Below are 17,129 nucleotides of genomic sequence, written 5' to 3'. Positions count from 1 at the left end.
CCATGGCGCGTAAGAAAACCACGGCGAAACCCAAAGCCACAGCCGCCGCAAAATCCGCAGTTCCCGACCATGTGAACGTCATGATCGTCGCTCAGGCTGGACGTCTGCAATGGGAAGCAGCCCTGTTCGCCCTGTCCTTTGCGCAAAGCGGCACTTCCAAGCGGTTCCGCCTGTTCATCGCCGAACCTGCAGAAGGGTTCAAATGGCCCGGAGAGCCAGGCATCCGGAACAACGAATTGCGCGAGATGCTGACCGAGTTGGGCGCAACATTTGTCACCTTTGAAACCCATCACTTCGGCCCCACCTATCCCTATGGCAACAAGATCGAGGCGCTTAAGGCGCTGCCCAAAGGCGAACCTTTCATCTTTTTCGACACAGACACGCTGGTTCTGGATGCGCTGGACAAGGTGCCGTTCGATTTCGACAAACCCACAGCCTCGCTCCGCCGTGAAGGCACTTGGCCTGTTCTGGAACTCTATGGTCCGGGCTACACGGACATCTGGAAATCGCTTTATGACAAGTTCGGACTAAAGTTTGAAAGCTCGCTGGATCTGTCCCAGCCCGACGAATACTGGCGCCGCTACCTCTATTTCAACGCGGGCTTTTTCTACTACCGCTGCCCGCACGAATTCGGCGATAAATTCCTCGAATACGCTCTGGCCATCCTGAAAGACCCGCCACGTGAACTGGTCTGCCAAAGCCTTGATCCATGGCTCGATCAGGTCGCCCTGCCATTGGTTATCCATGCATTCGGTGGCGGGCGCGATGCTTTGCCCGAAGGGCTGTTGGACGGCAGCGTCACCTGTCACTACCGCGTTATCCCGCTGCTTTACGCCCGCGAAGACGACAAGGTTGTGAATACACTTCAGGCGATTACAGCGCCCAATAAAATCAAGAAAATCCTAAAGAATTACGATCCCTACAAGCGAATGATCTATCAGGGACGCGGCGACAAAGTGCGTGCTATGTTTGACCGCAATGACCTGCCGCGCAAAGAACAGGCGATCCGCAACCGGATCAAATCCGCCGGTTTCTGGATGCGCTAGGGCTTGCAAGTCAGACATCACGCGTTGCTAATGTCCTCCGTAACCAATGGGAGGCATTGATGACTGAAGATTCCACACCCGGATTCGATACGCTTTTGATCCATGCGGGCGCCCGCCCCGATCCGGCAACTGGCGCTCGCCAGACCCCGATTTACCAGACCACAGCCTATGTGTTCCGCGATGCCGAACACGCAGCAGCACTCTTTAACCTGCAGGAAGTCGGCTACATCTATTCCCGCCTGACGAACCCCACTGTTGCCGTGCTTCAGGAACGTATGGCAGCCCTTGAAGGCGGCGTAGGCGCGGTTTGCTGTTCGTCCGGTCACGCAGCGCAAATCATGGCACTGTTCCCGCTGATGCAGCCCGGCTGTAATGTCGTTGCCTCGACCCGTCTTTATGGCGGCACAGTCACGCAGTTCAGCCAGACAATCAAACGTTTCGGCTGGTCGGCCAAGTTCGTAGACTTTGACGATACAGATGCCGTTGCCGCCGCCATCGACGACAACACGCGCGCGATTTTCTGTGAATCCATCGCCAATCCCGGCGGCTACATCACCGATCTCGATGCAATCTCGAAGGTCGCCAACGATGCGGGCCTGCCCCTGATCGTCGACAACACCTCGGCCACGCCCTACCTCTGCCGCCCGATCGAACACGGCGCGACGCTGGTGGTTCATTCGATGACAAAGTACCTGACGGGCAATGGCACAGTAACGGGTGGTGTCGTTGTGGACTCGGGCAATTTCGACTGGTCCGCATCCGACAAATTCCCATCGCTCAGCGCGCCGGAACCGGCCTATCACGGCCTGAAGTTCCACGAAACGTTCGGACCCTTGGCCTTTACCTTCCACGGCATCGCCATCGGGCTGCGCGATCTGGGTATGACGCTGAACCCGCAAGCTGCGCACTACACGCTGATGGGGATCGAAACCCTGTCCCTGCGGATGCAACGCCATGTTGAAAACGCGAACACCGTGGCCTCATGGCTGGAACAGCACCCAGCCGTCGAGGGCGTCACATACGCGGGCCTGCCCTCGTCGCCCTACTATGACCGCGTCGAACGCATTTGCCCGAACGGCGCAGGCGGGTTGTTCACTGTGGCGTTGAAAGGCGGCTATGACGCCTGCGTCAAATTCGTAGATAGCCTCGAACTGTTCAGCCATGTGGCCAACCTTGGTGACACCCGTAGCCTCGTGATCCACTCGGCTTCAACCACACACCGCCAGCTGACACCGGAACAACAAACCGCGGCCGGTGCGGCACCCAACGTGGTTCGTATCTCAATCGGGATCGAAGACGCGAAAGACCTGATCGCAGATCTCGGCCAAGCCCTGGACAAAGCGTCCAACTAACCATCTGCGCGGCCCGAGGCCATAAGCCAGAGGCGACAGGCCGAGATATCAAGCGCGTGGGCCACAGGCCCGCGCACCACTTACAAACAAAAAACCCCGCGTTGCCGCGGGGTTTTCTTTTTAGCGAGAGATCAGGATCAAGAGATCTTGGTCAGCAGGTCATCCAGAGACTTCTTCGCGTCACCATAGAACATGCGCGTGTTGTCTTTGTAGAACAGCGGGTTCTCGATGCCCGAGTAACCTGTGCCCTGACCACGTTTCGATACGAACACCTGCTTGGATTTCCAGCATTCCAGAACCGGCATGCCGGCGATGGGCGAGTTCGGATCTTCCTGCGCCGCAGGGTTCACGATGTCGTTCGAACCGATAACGATCGAGACGTCTGTTTCCGGGAAGTCCTCGTTGATCTCGTCCATTTCCAGAACGATGTCGTAAGGTACCTTCGCTTCGGCCAGCAGAACGTTCATGTGGCCCGGCAGACGACCCGCAACGGGGTGGATCGCAAAGCGCACATTCTTGCCTTTGGCACGCAGACGACGGGTCAGTTCCGCGACGTTCTGCTGAGCTTGGGCAACCGCCATACCGTAGCCCGGGATGATGATGATGCTGTCTGCATCTTCCAGAGCCTGAGCAACGCCATCAGCGTCGATTGCGATCTGTTCGCCTTCCACTTCCATAGCCGGACCAGCCGCACCACCGAAGCCACCAAGGATAACGCTGATGAACGAACGGTTCATCGCTTTACACATGATGTAGGATAGGATCGCACCGGACGAACCAACCAGCGCACCAACAACGATAAGAAGGTCGTTGCCAAGGCTGAAGCCAATCGCGGCCGCGGCCCAACCCGAGTACGAGTTCAGCATAGACACAACAACCGGCATGTCCGCGCCACCGATACCCATGATCAGGTGATAGCCGATGAACAAAGCCGCCAGTGTCATCAGTGCCATCGGCACCACGCCACCTGTCTGGAAGTACCAGACCAAGCAGACGACCGACAGAAGTGCGGCAGCTGCGTTCAGCAGGTGACCACCGGGCAGTTTGATCGCAGCCGAGTTCACCTTGCCCGCCAATTTGCCATAGGCAATGACGGAACCTGTGAAGGTCACAGCACCGATGAAGATACCAAGGAACAGCTCGACCCGCAGGATCGAAATCTCGACACCATCTTTCTTCGCCAGAAGTGCTGCAAAGCCTTCAAGCGATTTCTTGGCCGTGTCGTCCATAGACATCACGTTGCCCAGCTCGATGTGCGCGTTGAAACCAACGAACACAGCCGCAAGGCCAACCAGAGAGTGCATCGCCGCAACCAGTTCCGGCATCTGGGTCATCTGAACCCGCTGCGCCAGTTGGAAGCCAATCACGCCACCCAGCGCGATCAGGATCAGCGATACATACCACAGGCCCGAACCCGGACCGACCAGCGTCGCTGCCACGGCCAAAGCCATGCCCACGATGCCATACCATACAGCGCGTTTCGCGCTTTCTTGGCCCGACAATCCCCCAAGCGAGAGAATGAAAAGAACCGCTGCGACAACGTAAGCCGCTGTTGTGAAACCGAATTCCATTGTTTCTACCCCTCAGCTTACGATTTCTGGAACATGGCGAGCATGCGCCGTGTCACAAGGAAGCCGCCGAAAATGTTGATGCCTGCCATAAAGACCGACAGACCGGCCAACAGGATCACAAGGAACGAGCTGGACCCGATTTGCATCAGGGCGCCCAGAATGATGATCGACGAAATCGCGTTGGTGACAGCCATCAGCGGTGTGTGCAGCGAATGCGACACGTTCCAGATGACCTGGAAGCCGACGAAGACCGACAGAACGAACACGATGAAGTGCTGCATGAAGCTGGCCGGTGCAACCAGACCAACACCAAGGATCAGCGCCGCCATGACACCCAACAGGGTCACCTGCTGTTTTGTCTGGGCCTTGAACGCCGCAATTTCTTGCGCGCGCTTTTCTTCCGGCGTCAGTTCTTTGGCTTTTTCCTGCGGCTTCGCAGCAATCGCCTGAACTTTCGGCGGCGGCGGCGGGAAGGTCACAGCCTTTTCATGGGTGATGGTCGCGCCACGAATGACGTCATCTTCCATGTTGTGGTTTACCTGACCGTCTTTTTCAGGCGTCAGGTCTGTCATCATGTGACGGATGTTAGTCGCGTACAGTGTGGACGACTGTGTGGCCATACGGCTCGGGAAGTCGGTGTAACCGATGATGGTCACGCCATTTTCCGTGACGATCTTCTCGTCCATCACGGTCATCTTACAGTTGCCGCCCTTTTCAGCCGCAAGGTCGACGATAACCGAGCCGGGTTTCATGGCCTTAACCATGTCCTCGGTCCACAGTTCCGGCGCTTCGCGGTTCGGGATCAGCGCTGTGGTGATCACGATGTCCACTTCCGGTGCCAGTTCGCGGAACTTCTTCAGCTGTGCTTCGCGGAATTCCGGCGAAGAAACAGAGGCATAGCCACCTGTGGCTGCGCCGTCTTGCTGTTCTTCTTCAAAGTCCAGATAGACGAACTCGGCGCCCATGGATTCAACCTGCTCGGCCACTTCGGGGCGAACGTCGAACGCCAATGTGATTGCGCCCAGCGATGTGGATGTACCGATGGCGGCCAGACCGGCAACACCGGCGCCCACAACCAGAACCTTGGCGGGCGGCACCTTACCAGCAGCCGTCACCTGACCGGTGAAGAAACGGCCAAAGTTGTTACCCGCTTCGATTACCGCGCGGTAACCGGCGATGTTTGCCATGGACGACAGCGCGTCCATCTTCTGCGCGCGGCTGATACGCGGAACCATGTCCATCGCGATGACAGAGGCACCCAGATCGGCGGCCTGCTTCATCAGCGCTTCGTTTGCAGCCGGATAGAAGAACGAAATCAGCAGCTTGTCAGCTGTCAGAAGTTTCACTTCGTCTTCGGTCGGCGGGCGAACTTTGGCAACGACGTCAACCGTTTTCCAAAGATCAGCAGCCTTGGCGATAACTTCCACGCCCGCTTCGGCATATGCCTCGTCGGAGAACCCAGCGGCAGCACCCGCGCCGGATTCAATCGCGCAGTCATACCCCAGTTTCTGAAGCATCTTCGCCGAATCCGGGGTCATCGCTACACGCGCTTCGCCCTCCAGAATTTCCTTTGGCGTCCCTATTTTCACGGTCTCTGTCCCCTCTCGTGTCAGAACAAGCCTATTGATGCACTGCACCACCAACCCTTTTGGGTCCGTGATACTGACCTACCACAGCCAATGCGATGCAGCCATAGACCATAACAAACAGCAAAGCAAAAGCCACATTGCGCTTTGTTGCGTAACGACATGCTGCGCCGCAATAAATGTACCTTAACGTCTTACCTCTTAGGTCCGGATCGGACCTTTTGGCCCGCAATGCGGTTGAAACTACGGCAACGAGCAGAGGCAAAGTCAGCAATCCGTAAGCGAACTAAGTCCGAAGTGTAGCCAATCGCCTTACACGGTAAGCCCCGAGAATTGTTTCGTTTTCCACCGTTCGCCCTGCCTTTCTACACCAAAATTTGGCGGGCCAAACAAATTTATTTCGCGGTTTCAAATAGATAACGATATACAAGTGTGTACAATTGCATGCCATTCCGGGCACTGACAAAAAGTCGCGGACCTGCGGGCAAAAACTTTTCTGCAAATCCGGATTTTCACAACGTTGCGTCACTCAAATCGCCAAATTGGCGAATCTCTTCGCGCTCTACTTGCAGTGTTTTCCCCCTGCGATACGCTGCCGGAACATGAGGGAGGAACACCATGGATTTGTCGGGCAAACACGCGCTTGTCACAGGCGGCGGAACAGGTATCGGGCTGGCTATTGCACAGGCACTGGCCAATGCGGGCGCCGAGGTCACGATCACCGGGCGCAGGATCGAAGTTCTACAAGATGCCGCCAGCGACCGCATTCATCCTTTGGCCATGGACGTCAGCGACGAAGCGTCAGTGGTTAGCGGATGCGCCGAGGCCGTCGCCGCACGCGGTCCGATCCAGATCTGCGTGCCGAACGCAGGCGTTGCCGAAGGTCGCAGCATTCTCAAGACCGATCTGGATTTCTGGCGCAACATGATGGCCATCAATCTGGACGGGGCGTTTCTGACGATCCGTGAATGCCTGAAATCGATGAAAGACACCGGCTGGGGCCGTGTCATTGCGGTGTCATCTATTGCCGGCGTGAAGGGGCTGAAGGGTGCGCCCGCCTATTCGGCCTCGAAACACGCGATGATCGGACTGATCCGTGGGCTGTCTGCGGACTATGCCGGACGCAACATGACTTTCAATGCGCTCTGCCCCGCCTATGTAGATACCGAGATCATAACGCGGAATGTGAGTTCGATCATGGAGCGTACCGGCGTCGATGAAGATAAGGCACGTCACATGATGGTGGGTCTAAACCCCCACGGCAGGTTGATCGCCCCATCCGAGGTAGCTGACGCTGCGTTGTGGTTGTGTGGCGATGGGTCGGCCAGTGTAAATGGTCAGGCGATCCAGATCGCGGGCGGAGAAGTCTAGGCCGCACAGACAAAACAGGGGGCAAGCACAGTGGCAAGCATCGGTACAATCGCACGCCGGACATTTCTGTTTGGCGCAGCCGCTGTGGCGGGCGGGATCGCCTTTGGTGTCTGGCAGGTCAAAAAGGACCGCCCCAATCCCCTGCAACTTGCCGAGGGCGAAACCGCCTTATCCCCCTTCATTGTCATCGACAGCGACGGCGTGATCATTGTCACGCCGCGCGCTGATATGGGCCAAGGCACACAAACCACTCTGGCCGCCCTTGTCGCGGAAGAGCTTGATATCGCTTGGGGGGACATCCGCGTCATCCACGGCCCGCCGTCAAAAGTTTACTACAATCATGCTTTGTTGGCCGATGGTCTGCCGGGCAAAGCATACGAACACTCTGCTTGGGCGCGCGCCTTTGGCGACGCGCTTGGCGGTGTCGGCAAACTTCTGGATTTGCAGGTCACTGGCGGCTCGACCGCTATGAAGGACGGATTCGAAAGAATGCGCATCGTCGGCGCGACCGCCCGTCAGTTGCTGGTGAAAGCGGCGGCAAACAGGCTGTCGGTGCCTGTAGGTCAATTAAAGACGCAAGACGGACAGGTCATCGCGCCAGACGGCACCGCCATTCCCTACCCCGATCTCGCCGCCGAGGCCGCGCAGATGGAACCGGACGATGTTATTCTGCGCGATCCATCCCAATGGCGCTATGTGGGCACATCGATGCCGCGCCTGGATGTGCCCGCGAAAACAAACGGAACGTTGAAGTACGGCTTGGACATCCGTTTGCCTGACATGCGCTTCGCAAGCCTTCGCAAAGCACCGTTCGGCGCGCGTGGCGTTGCGTCTTATGACGCGAGCGCGGCGCTTGCGCTGGATGGGGTGGACAAGGTTGTCGAACTGGACAGCGGCCTTGCTGTCATCGCATCGAACACATGGTTGGCAATGAAGGCCGTCAACATGATCGACGTCGACTGGGACATGGGCGACGGATCAATCGACACCGACACGGCCTTTGCGGCATTGACCCAAGCGCTTGATACAAAGCCCAATTCCAAGATGCGGGACGACGGAGAAGCTGACAGCCTGCCGAATGGTGCGACCGAAATTACAGCCGACTATCAGGTGCCTTATCTGGCTCACTCGACGTTAGAGCCGATGAACGCCACGGCTTGGGTCACTGCAGACGGGCTTGAAGTATGGGCGGGCAATCAGGCCCCGCTTTTCGGACGGGCAGCCTGCGCAAAGGTGGCTGGACTGCATGAAGACCGCGTAACCCTTCACACACCCCCGATGGGCGGTGGCTTTGGCCGACGCGGCGAGATTGATTTTATGGTCGCCGCCACCCAGATCGCCACGGCCCTGCCCGGTGTTCCGGTTCAAACGGTCTATAGCCGGGAAGAGGACTTGGCCCACGACTTCTATCGTCCGGGCGCGGTTGCGCGGCTGCGTGGGGCGGTTCAGGACGGCAAACCTGTTTTGTTTGACGCCTCGGTCGCCGTGCAGTCCTGTACGCAGCAAGTGATGGAACGCTGGCTTGGTTTTGCGCCATCAGGTCCGGACAAAGTGGCTGTCGAAGGGCTGTTCAACCAGCCCTACGCCATCCCGAATTACCGCGTCACCGGACATCTGGCAGATTTGGATATCCCCGTGGGATTCTGGCGATCTGTCGGCAATTCCCACAATGCCATTTTCCATGAATGTTTTCTGGATGAACTGGCCATCGCAGCTGGAGCCGATCCGCTACAAGCGCGACTGGATTTGATGCAGCCAGAGGACCCGGTTTCGGCCAAGGTTCTGGCAGCGGTTCGGGACATGTCCGGCTGGACCGGTCAGACGCCCGACGGTGTCGGACGCGGCGTGGCGTTTTGCCATTCCTTCGGGACACCCGTCGCGCAGGTCGTTGAGGTGCACCAGACAGACGCAGGCATCAAAATCGCCAAGGTTTGGATCGCCTGCGATGTCGGGACTGCGCTTGATCCGGACAATATCCGCGCGCAGATGGAGGGTGGATGTCTGATGGGTCTGTCCTCTGCTGTTGGCGAGGAAGTGACATTTAAAGACGGTCAGGTCGACCAGCGAAACTATGGGGCGTACCCGCTGATGCGGATAAATTCCGCGCCGGACGTCATGGTGGAAATCTTACAGAACAACCCCGTTCTAGGCGGTGTCGGAGAGCCCGGAACACCCCCTGCGGCCCCTGCCCTCGCAAACGCCATTTTCGATCTGATAGGCGTCCGAATCCGGTCTTTCCCGCTGGGCAATACGGTGAAATTCGTCGCGTAATTCCCCCTGAAAATGCACCGTAAACAGCGGTTTTCACCGGATTTTCCCTAGAAAACCGTCCCGGATCACAATTCAGCCGCATTGTCGCCAGATGCTTCCCTAAAGTTGCCTCAATGTATCTTTAGATACACACGTGATCGTCCCGCAGTGCGTGGATGGGTAACGGTATGAGGATCGGCAGCTTAGCCTGCTGAATTAGGGTAACAAAGTTGGCAACGTACGAAGTCCAGTTTTACACGGTTGATCCTTACTGGATTATTCCGACCGGTACCGGCCGACAGTTCACCTGGACCACTGCCGACTATGGCGGCTATGCCATCATCACCGACAACGAAATCAACGGCGGCGACCTTTATCTGGACGACGACAGTGCTGGTGGTGAAAGCGCGACAGCGACAGTTGTCGTTGGAACAAATCAGGTCAGCACCACCGTTGACGCGGAAATGGTTTGGACCGTCACCGACAACGTGACGGGTCGGACGTTCCAGATCGTCCAGTTCGAGGTCGAAGGCGCCGGCGGCGGGATGTATACCCTGTCCGAAGTTCCGCTCGTCGCAGGCCGTTCCTACACAGTAAACGCGTACGACTCGAACCCTAACGCCGCTGCCGGCGACGCGGCCTTTACCTATGCCGATTACGTCGTTGGCGACGACATTGTCGAAGGTACCTCGGGCAACGACTACATCGACGCGAACTACTCCGACGCCGAAAATGAACGCATCGACGAACCCGAAAGCGCAACAGGCGCTGACAGTGTTGTTGCGGGTGCTGGCGACGATACCGTGTTCGCAGGCATCGGCGACGACACCATTCACGGCGACGCGGGCAACGACCAGCTTTATGGCGAAGCGGGCAACGACCAGATTTTTGCAGGCACAGGCAATGACACCGTGTCCGGCGGCGACGGAAACGACAGCCTTTATGGCGCGACCGGAAGCGACTCGCTTTCCGGCGATGCCGGTGATGACGTTATCTATGGTGACAGCAGCGTCGAAACGCTGAACTGGGTCTTTGAAGGCGATCACGGCACCGATCTGACGGCTGGCTTTACCCAGAATACCGGCGACATCGACGTTTCGGTCAGCTTCTCGACAACCGATCCGGCAAACTCCGATTTCGAAGTCGACACACGGAATGACCAATATTCCGCAGCGGGCGAACCGTTTGTCGAAAACTCGTCACTGTTTATCTTTGGTCAGGGTGCTGCCTATACGTCCACCACAACGATCGATTTCGCAGCGGCGGCAGGTTCTACTGTTTCCGGTGAAGTCGAAAACGTCACCTTCCGTATCAACGATATCGACTGGGGCAATGCAAACCACACCGATATCGTTACCGTTCGTGCCTATGATGCGCTTGGCAATGAAATCGTTGTCACGCTAACGCCAAGCGGTGGCGATACGGTCAGCGGCAACACGATCACCGCAAACACTGTCGCCAACGCGACCTATGACGCGGATGGTTCTGTCCTTGTTGAAATCGCGGGCCCTGTATCGTCGATCGAGATCGACTATTCGAACGGCCAAAGCGGTACACAGGGTATCTGGCTGACCAACATCCAGTACGAAACTGTCCCGACAGCGGGCGGAAACGACACCCTGCTGGGCGGCGACGGCAACGATACGCTTTATGGTGAATACGGCGACGACTTCCTTGATGGTGGTCTTGGCAGTGACACGCTTTATGGTGAAAGCGGCGCTGACTCGATCATCGGCGGCACCGGCGCTGACCTGTTGGGTGGTGGCGATGGCAACGATACAATCGTTGGCTCGGAAAACGACACGATCCTTGGCGGCACTGGCGACGACTACATCCAGCTTGAGGATCTGGGCGAAGCTGGCAGCGGCACGATCACCATCGACGGTGGTACCAGCAACCAGACAACAGGCGACACGCTTGATCTGAACGGCCTTGCCGACCGCTCGACCCTGATCCGCAATGTGGATGAGGTGACCGGCGAAACATCAGGCTCGGTCACGTTGCTGGACGGGACAATTGTCACCTTCAGCAACATCGATCAGGTCATCTGCTTTACGCCGGGCACGCAAATCCTGACAGAAACCGGCTTCCGCTCTATCGAAGACCTGAAGGTCGGCGATGGTCTGGTTACTATGGACAACGGCATTCAGACGCTGGCGTGGATCGGCTCGCGGTCGGTTCCGGCGGTGGCCAACTTTGCCCCGATCCGCATCACCAAAAGTGCGCTGCCCGGTTTGGAAAACGATCTGGTCGTCTCGCCCCAGCACAAAATGTTGCTGTCCGGTGGTGACGTTGACCTGCACTTTGGCACCGACGAAGTCTTCGCCCCCGCGGCGCACTTGGTTAACGGCGACACCATTCGCCGTGAAGAAGGTGGCATGGTCACATACATCCACCTGATGCTGCCCCAGCACGAGGTGATCTATGCCGAAGGCGCCCCGACAGAAAGCTTCCATGTCGGCAAAATGGGTCTGAAGTCGCTGTCGTCCGAGGCCAAAGAAGACCTGTTCGATGCCTTCCCGCATCTGCGCTTTAATCCTGATGCATACGGCCCGACAGCACGCCGTTGCCTGCGCAGCTATGAAACCGCGGCCCTGACTGGCAGCATTCACGCAACGGATGAAAATCAGACCGTAGCTGCCTGATAAAAAAGACTTATGCGCTTTTACGGCCCGGAAGGGATTTCGCCAAAGACCACTCGCGCGCGGCTTCGCCAAAGGCCTGAAACAGCGGTCGGGAAACTGGGTCGATGCCCGCTTGCCACTCCGGGTGCCATTGCACGGACATCGTAAAGCCCGGCGCGCCTTCAACATAGATCGCTTCCGGAGTGCCATCAGGTGCAAGGCCGTCGACCACGATCCGGTTTCCCGGTTTCTTGATACCCTGACCATGAAGCGTGTTTGTCAGCACCTCGCGTGATCCCATCAATTGATGGAACGGCCCGCCTTCTGTGAACGTGACGGTGTGGCGAAGGGCGAATTTTTCCTCAAGCGTGCCATCGGGGGGCATCCGGTGGTTCATCCGGCCCGGAAGATCGCGGATCTCCGGATAAAGGCTTCCGCCCATGGCGACGTTGATTTCCTGAAAACCGCGGCAGACACCAAAAACCGGCTGACCGCGTTCGATGCAGGCGCGCACCAGCGGAAGAACCAAAGCATCACGGCACCGGTCAAAGGTGCCGTGCGCTTCTGTGGCTTCTTCGCCGTATTCCTCGGGGTGGACGTTCGGGCGACCACCCGGCAACAGGAAACCGTCGCATAGATCCAGCAGTTCATTGACCGTGACCAAGCGTGGGTCAGCGGGGATCAACATAGGCACCGCTTCGGACACTTCTGCCACCGCTTCATTGACCATCGCACCCCCTGCCTGAACGCAGTAGGTTTCGTTGATCAAGTGGTGGTTCGTGATAATGCCGACGACCGGACGGGCCATGACGGGTGCCTTTGTTGTTTCTTTCCCTCAATAGGTAGTGCAATCGCAGGGGACATAAAAGCCCCGTCAGATTTCAGCGACCAACCCCACCGCTTCGATGCCTGCTTTTGCGGCAGCCGCGTCGTTGTCAGACGTATCGCCTGTGACCCCGACGGCCCCGAGAACACGACCTTTAGCATCACGCACCAAAACGCCACCCGGTACGGGAATAAGGTTACCGCCATAAGCGCCGTTGGCGGCCGCGATGAAATAGGCCTGCGCTTCGGCACGCGCCATCTGGGCCGTGCCGGCCATGCCCAGCATCACAGTGCCATAGGCTTTGCCGTGGGCGATCTGGAAACGTCCGGGGGCTGCATCGTCTTCGCGTTCGAAAGCCTGCACATTGCCGCCTTCGTCCAGAACGATAACGGACAGCGGCTTCATGTCATTCGCGCGGCCATGCTCGATTGCCTTGCGGATGATGGTGCGCGCGCGGCGCAGGGACAGATTTGCCATGTGTTTCCTCCTCATGTGCAAAGGGGCGGAAGAACCGCCCCCTGATTGGTGATGTTGTGACGCGGCTTTAGCCTGCTTTCAACTCAAGACGACGCTGGTGCAGAACCGGTTCGGTATAACCGGACGGCTGTACACGACCCTTGAACACCAGATCGCAAGCCGCTTGGAACGCAATGCCGTCAAAACCCGGTGCCATTGGGGTATAAAGCGCGTCGCCCGCGTTCTGGCCGTCAACGACCTCGGCCATGCGCTGCATGATCTCCATCACCTCGGCTTCGCTGACCACATCGTGATGCAGCCAGTTTGCGATGTGCTGGGCCGAGATCCGGCAAGTCGCGCGGTCTTCCATCAGACCGACGTTGTTGATGTCCGGCACTTTGGAACAGCCGACACCCTGATCAACCCAACGCACCACATAGCCAAGGATGCCTTGTGCGTTGTTTTCAACTTCGCGGGTGATCTGATCCTTGCTCCATTTGCGGTAGCTGGCGGTCGGGATATCCAGAACCGTATCCACATGGGCACGGCGGCCCCCTTTGCGCAGACGTTCCTGTACGGCGAAAACGTCAACGGTGTGGTAATGCAGCGCGTGCAGTGTCGCAGCGGTCGGTGACGGAACCCAAGCACAGTTCGCACCGGACTTCGGGTGGTCAATCTTGGCTTCCAGCATCGCGGCCATCTTGTCGGGCATCGCCCACATGCCTTTGCCGATCTGCGCCTTACCGGACAGACCACATTCCAAACCGATATCGACGTTGCGGTCCTCGTACGCACCGATCCACGCCTTACGCTTGATAAAGTCTTTCCGGCTGAACGGACCTGCCTCCATCGAGGTGTGGATTTCATCGCCAGTGCGATCAAGGAAGCCTGTGTTGATGAAAGCCACGCGCGATTTCGCGGCGCGGATGCATTCCTTCAGGTTCACCGAAGTGCGGCGCTCTTCGTCCATAATGCCCAGCTTGACCGTATACTGCGGCAAGCCCAGAACCTTTTCCACATGGGTGAAGATGTCGTTGGCAAAGGCCACTTCTTCCGGCCCGTGCATCTTGGGCTTAACGACGTAGACGGAACCGGTGACCGAGTTGCCGCTTTCACGACCCAGATCGTGTTTCGCAATCAGGGCGGTGACCATCGCATCCATCAGACCTTCGTAAATTTCGCCGCCATCTTTGGTCAGGATCGCAGGGTTGGTCATCAGGTGGCCCACATTGCGCACCAGCATCAGCGCGCGGCCCTTCAAAACAACTTCACCCGACCCGTCCGGCGACGTGTAAACGCGGTCGGCATTCAGCTGGCGGGTAACCGTTTCGCCGTTCTTTTCGAAGGTATCGACCAGATCGCCCTTCATCAGGCCCAGCCAGTTGGAATAGGCCTGAACTTTATCTTCAGCATCCACACAGGCGACGGAATCTTCGCAATCCATGATCGCGGAAATCGCACTTTCGATCTGAACATCTGCCAGACCACACTGATCGCGGCTGCCGATCGGGTGCGTGCGATCAAAGACCAGCTCGACATGCAAGCCGTTGTTTTTCAACAAGATTGAATCGGGCGCTTTGGGGTGGCCTTTGTAGCCAACGAACTTTTCCGGCGATTCCAGCGGGTTATCATCAACAAGCAGAACACCCTGATGGACGTAGTAACGCTGTGCATCCGCGTGGCTCCCACCGTTGATCGGGAAAGCGCCATCAAGGAACACGCGCGACCGTGCAACAACGCGCGCACCGCGCCCCTTGGCATAGCCGCCTTTCGGCGCGGGGGTCCCCATTGCGTCGGTGCCATAGAACCCATCATACAGGCTGCCCCAACGGGCGTTCGCAGCGTTCAAAGCGTAGCGGGCATTGGTGATCGGTACGACAAGCTGCGGGCCGGGAACGGACGCGATTTCAGGATCGACATTGGCAGTATCGATTTCGAACGCTCCGCCTTCGGGCAAAAGATAACCGATCTCTTCCAGAAATGATTTGTAGGCTTCGTGATCATGCGGCGCGTTGCGGTTCCGGATGTGCCATTCGTCGATCTTCTGCTGAAGCGCCTCGCGCTTATCCAGAAGCGCCTTGTTCTTTGGCCCCATCTCATGTGCCAGATCAGATAGGCCCTTCCAGAAATCATCCGAAGACACGCCTGTTTCGGGCAATGCCTGGGTTTCAATAAAGTCGAAAAGGGTCTTGTCGATCTGAAGCCCAAACTTTTCGATCCGATCAGACATATAAGCCTCCCTCAGTCAGTATGCCGTTGTGTGCGGTTGCCCCGATGCGAATAGATACGTTGTTTCCGATGGGAAACAAGGCAGAAAAGCAGGAAACTTTTTCAAATCAAGCCGAACACTGGATCAGCGGCTTTTGGTATCAACCTTGGTTCGGGTCACATTCCGCCCGTTGCGACATCTGTCAGAGCAGTAGCGCACCTCATCCCAGACCTTTTCCCACTTCTTTCGCCAAGTAAATGGCCGCCCGCAGGTTGCGCAGGTTTTTTGCGGCAAGTCGGATTTGCGTGTTCCCCTCGGCATCAGAAATCAAAACTTTGCTGACGGGAGTCTGGCTTAACCGCCCGCCCTCTACGTGGGGCACGGTCGTTGACGAAGTGTCTCTCTTTATCCTTGCGGCTGGCATGCTTCACCACAACACGAGCCGCAGCAATCCCAAATGACGGGTCCCGTCGCACTGCCCAGATACGATCGCGCGCCTGTTTTGATGCCTGCGCCAGATCAACGATGGCGCGCGGATAGGTTCGCCCGATCACCCTGCCCTCGCCATCCCAGCGCCAAGGCTCTTGCAGAAACCGGTCTGGCACCTCGGCCAGTTCCGGGCACCACTGGCGCGTGAAGACGCCGGCCGGGTCCTGATCAAGCCCTTGTTTGACCGGATTATAGATACGCAACGTGTTGATGCCCGTCGTGCCTGACTGCATCTGGACCTGCGGCCAATGAATGCCCGGTTCATAGTCTGTAAACGCGCGGGCGAAATGCTGCCCGCTGTCCCGCCAATCGATCCAGAGGTGGTAGGACGCAAAGCTCATTAACATTGCGCGCATCCGGAAATTGATCCATCCCGTGGCGTTCAAATAGCGCATACAGGCATCTACAAACGGCACGCCTGTTTCGCCATTTTCCCATGCGGTCAAAGTGGCCCTATCAGCCGGGCGCGGCCTTAGGGTTTCGAAAGCTGGATGCAGGCAGTGATGTTCAAGCTCCGGTTCGTCCTCGAGCTTTTGGGTAAAATGATCCCGCCACGCGAGCCGCCCTTGAAAGCTGCGGAGCGACCCAAGCCAACCGTCCCGCGTGCCGCGGCGCATTTGCTGCTCATGCGCTGTGCGCTGCACCACCTCGCGGATCGACACAGCACCGGTGGCCAGATGCACCGACAGGCGAGAACAGGCATGTTCGGCAGTGACAGGCGATGACATCGCCTTGCGATAGCTATGCCCGCGCTCGGCCAGAAAGCTTTCCATGGTTGCCAACGCCGAAGTGCGCCCACCACGCTGCCGCTGCGGACAATGATCATGCGGCGCATCAGGGATTGGATCGCTTTCAATCGAAACAGGGTTTAACGCCTTTGGCGCAGGCAGAGCATCTTTGGTAAGAAATGCGTTACGATGTTTCGACCAATCATCACGATCACCCAATCGCCGGACGACAGCGCTTTGCGGCAATTCTTGCCAGATGACGCCCGCGCCCCGCGCCCATGCGGCAACCCGTTTGTCACGGGAGTAAGTCCAATCGTTACCTGTTTCTTCGTGACTGATCAGGTGGGTCGCACCGACCTCGGACAAAACCTTAGCCAGTTCGTCAACCGCATCGCCACACCGGATCACCAAATCCGACCCAACAGCGCGCAGTTGCCCCCGCAAATCGGCGACCGCTTCGGCAAAAACGGAAAACTGGCGGCCTGAAGTGTCGCTCAGCCGCCAGTAGTCCGGTTCGAAAATGTACAGCGGTATGACATCGCCAATCTCGACAGCGCGCATCAGCGCCGGATGGTCAGCCAATCTCAGATCCCGTTTGAACCAAAGAACCGCTGTCGTCAT

12 protein-coding genes are annotated in these 17,129 nt (G+C 57.7%); 5 read left to right on the top strand and 7 right to left on the bottom strand.

Features of this window, described 5'->3' with window-relative positions; translation table 11 throughout:
- The first annotated feature begins 2 nt into the window (after window positions 1–2).
- Both C4S59_RS05550 and C4S59_RS05545 read left to right on the top strand, forming a co-directional pair.
- Window positions 3–1,046, top strand: a complete 1,044-nt coding sequence (locus tag C4S59_RS05550) for a hypothetical protein (protein WP_407703030.1) — start codon at window positions 3–5, stop codon at window positions 1,044–1,046.
- 59 nt (window positions 1,047–1,105) lie between these two features.
- Window positions 1,106–2,398, top strand: coding sequence for an O-acetylhomoserine aminocarboxypropyltransferase/cysteine synthase family protein (locus tag C4S59_RS05545; RefSeq protein ID WP_103909505.1), 1,293 nt, complete (start codon window positions 1,106–1,108; stop codon window positions 2,396–2,398).
- A 137-nt stretch (window positions 2,399–2,535) separates the two neighbouring features.
- On the opposite strand, the gene C4S59_RS05540 is transcribed toward C4S59_RS05545, so the two are convergent.
- Together C4S59_RS05540 and C4S59_RS05535 are read right to left on the bottom strand one after the other, a co-directional pair.
- A complete protein-coding gene (locus C4S59_RS05540; RefSeq protein WP_103909504.1) occupies window positions 2,536–3,969 on the bottom strand; it encodes an NAD(P)(+) transhydrogenase (Re/Si-specific) subunit beta in 1,434 nt (477 codons plus the stop codon).
- A 17-nt stretch (window positions 3,970–3,986) separates the two neighbouring features.
- Entirely contained in the window at window positions 3,987–5,558 is a 1,572-nt protein-coding gene (locus C4S59_RS05535) for a Re/Si-specific NAD(P)(+) transhydrogenase subunit alpha (protein ID WP_103909503.1), read from the bottom strand.
- Window positions 5,559–6,173: 615 nt separating this feature from the next.
- On the opposite strand from C4S59_RS05535, the gene C4S59_RS05530 reads away from it, so the two are divergent.
- From C4S59_RS05530 to C4S59_RS05520, 3 genes are all read left to right on the top strand, one after another.
- Window positions 6,174–6,926: an SDR family NAD(P)-dependent oxidoreductase gene (locus C4S59_RS05530; RefSeq protein WP_103909502.1), complete on the top strand. Its 753-nt coding sequence runs from the start codon at window positions 6,174–6,176 to the stop codon at window positions 6,924–6,926.
- 30 nt (window positions 6,927–6,956) lie between these two features.
- Window positions 6,957–9,197 (top strand): xanthine dehydrogenase family protein molybdopterin-binding subunit, encoded by a 2,241-nt coding sequence (locus tag C4S59_RS05525; RefSeq protein WP_103909501.1) that lies wholly within the window; start codon window positions 6,957–6,959, stop codon window positions 9,195–9,197.
- 209 nt (window positions 9,198–9,406) lie between these two features.
- On the top strand, window positions 9,407–11,821 hold the full coding sequence (locus C4S59_RS05520) for a Hint domain-containing protein (RefSeq protein ID WP_103909500.1): 2,415 nt from the start codon (window positions 9,407–9,409) through the stop codon (window positions 11,819–11,821).
- Window positions 11,822–11,831: 10 nt separating this feature from the next.
- On the opposite strand, the gene C4S59_RS05515 is transcribed toward C4S59_RS05520, so the two are convergent.
- From C4S59_RS05515 to C4S59_RS05495, 5 genes are all read right to left on the bottom strand, one after another.
- Complete coding sequence (locus C4S59_RS05515; protein ID WP_103909499.1) at window positions 11,832–12,608, bottom strand: gamma-glutamyl-gamma-aminobutyrate hydrolase family protein; 777 nt, start codon at window positions 12,606–12,608, stop codon at window positions 11,832–11,834.
- Window positions 12,609–12,674: 66 nt separating this feature from the next.
- Window positions 12,675–13,103, bottom strand: a complete 429-nt coding sequence (locus C4S59_RS05510; protein WP_103909498.1) for a GlcG/HbpS family heme-binding protein — start codon at window positions 13,101–13,103, stop codon at window positions 12,675–12,677.
- A 67-nt stretch (window positions 13,104–13,170) separates the two neighbouring features.
- On the bottom strand, window positions 13,171–15,312 hold the full coding sequence (locus C4S59_RS05505) for a malate synthase G (RefSeq protein WP_103909497.1): 2,142 nt from the start codon (window positions 15,310–15,312) through the stop codon (window positions 13,171–13,173).
- A gap of 123 nt (window positions 15,313–15,435) precedes the next feature.
- Window positions 15,436–15,612: a DUF2256 domain-containing protein gene (locus C4S59_RS05500; protein WP_103909496.1), complete on the bottom strand. Its 177-nt coding sequence runs from the start codon at window positions 15,610–15,612 to the stop codon at window positions 15,436–15,438.
- Window positions 15,612–17,129: an FAD-binding domain-containing protein gene (locus C4S59_RS05495; RefSeq protein WP_103909495.1), complete on the bottom strand. Its 1,518-nt coding sequence runs from the start codon at window positions 17,127–17,129 to the stop codon at window positions 15,612–15,614. Before C4S59_RS05495 ends, C4S59_RS05500 begins: the two co-directional genes overlap by 1 nt.

Origin of the sequence: Thalassococcus halodurans, assembly GCF_900108225.1 — a bacterium.
In the GTDB taxonomy this organism is placed as follows: Bacteria; Pseudomonadota; Alphaproteobacteria; order Rhodobacterales; family Rhodobacteraceae; genus Thalassococcus; species Thalassococcus halodurans.
This window is presented reverse-complemented; position numbering and strand designations above follow the sequence as displayed.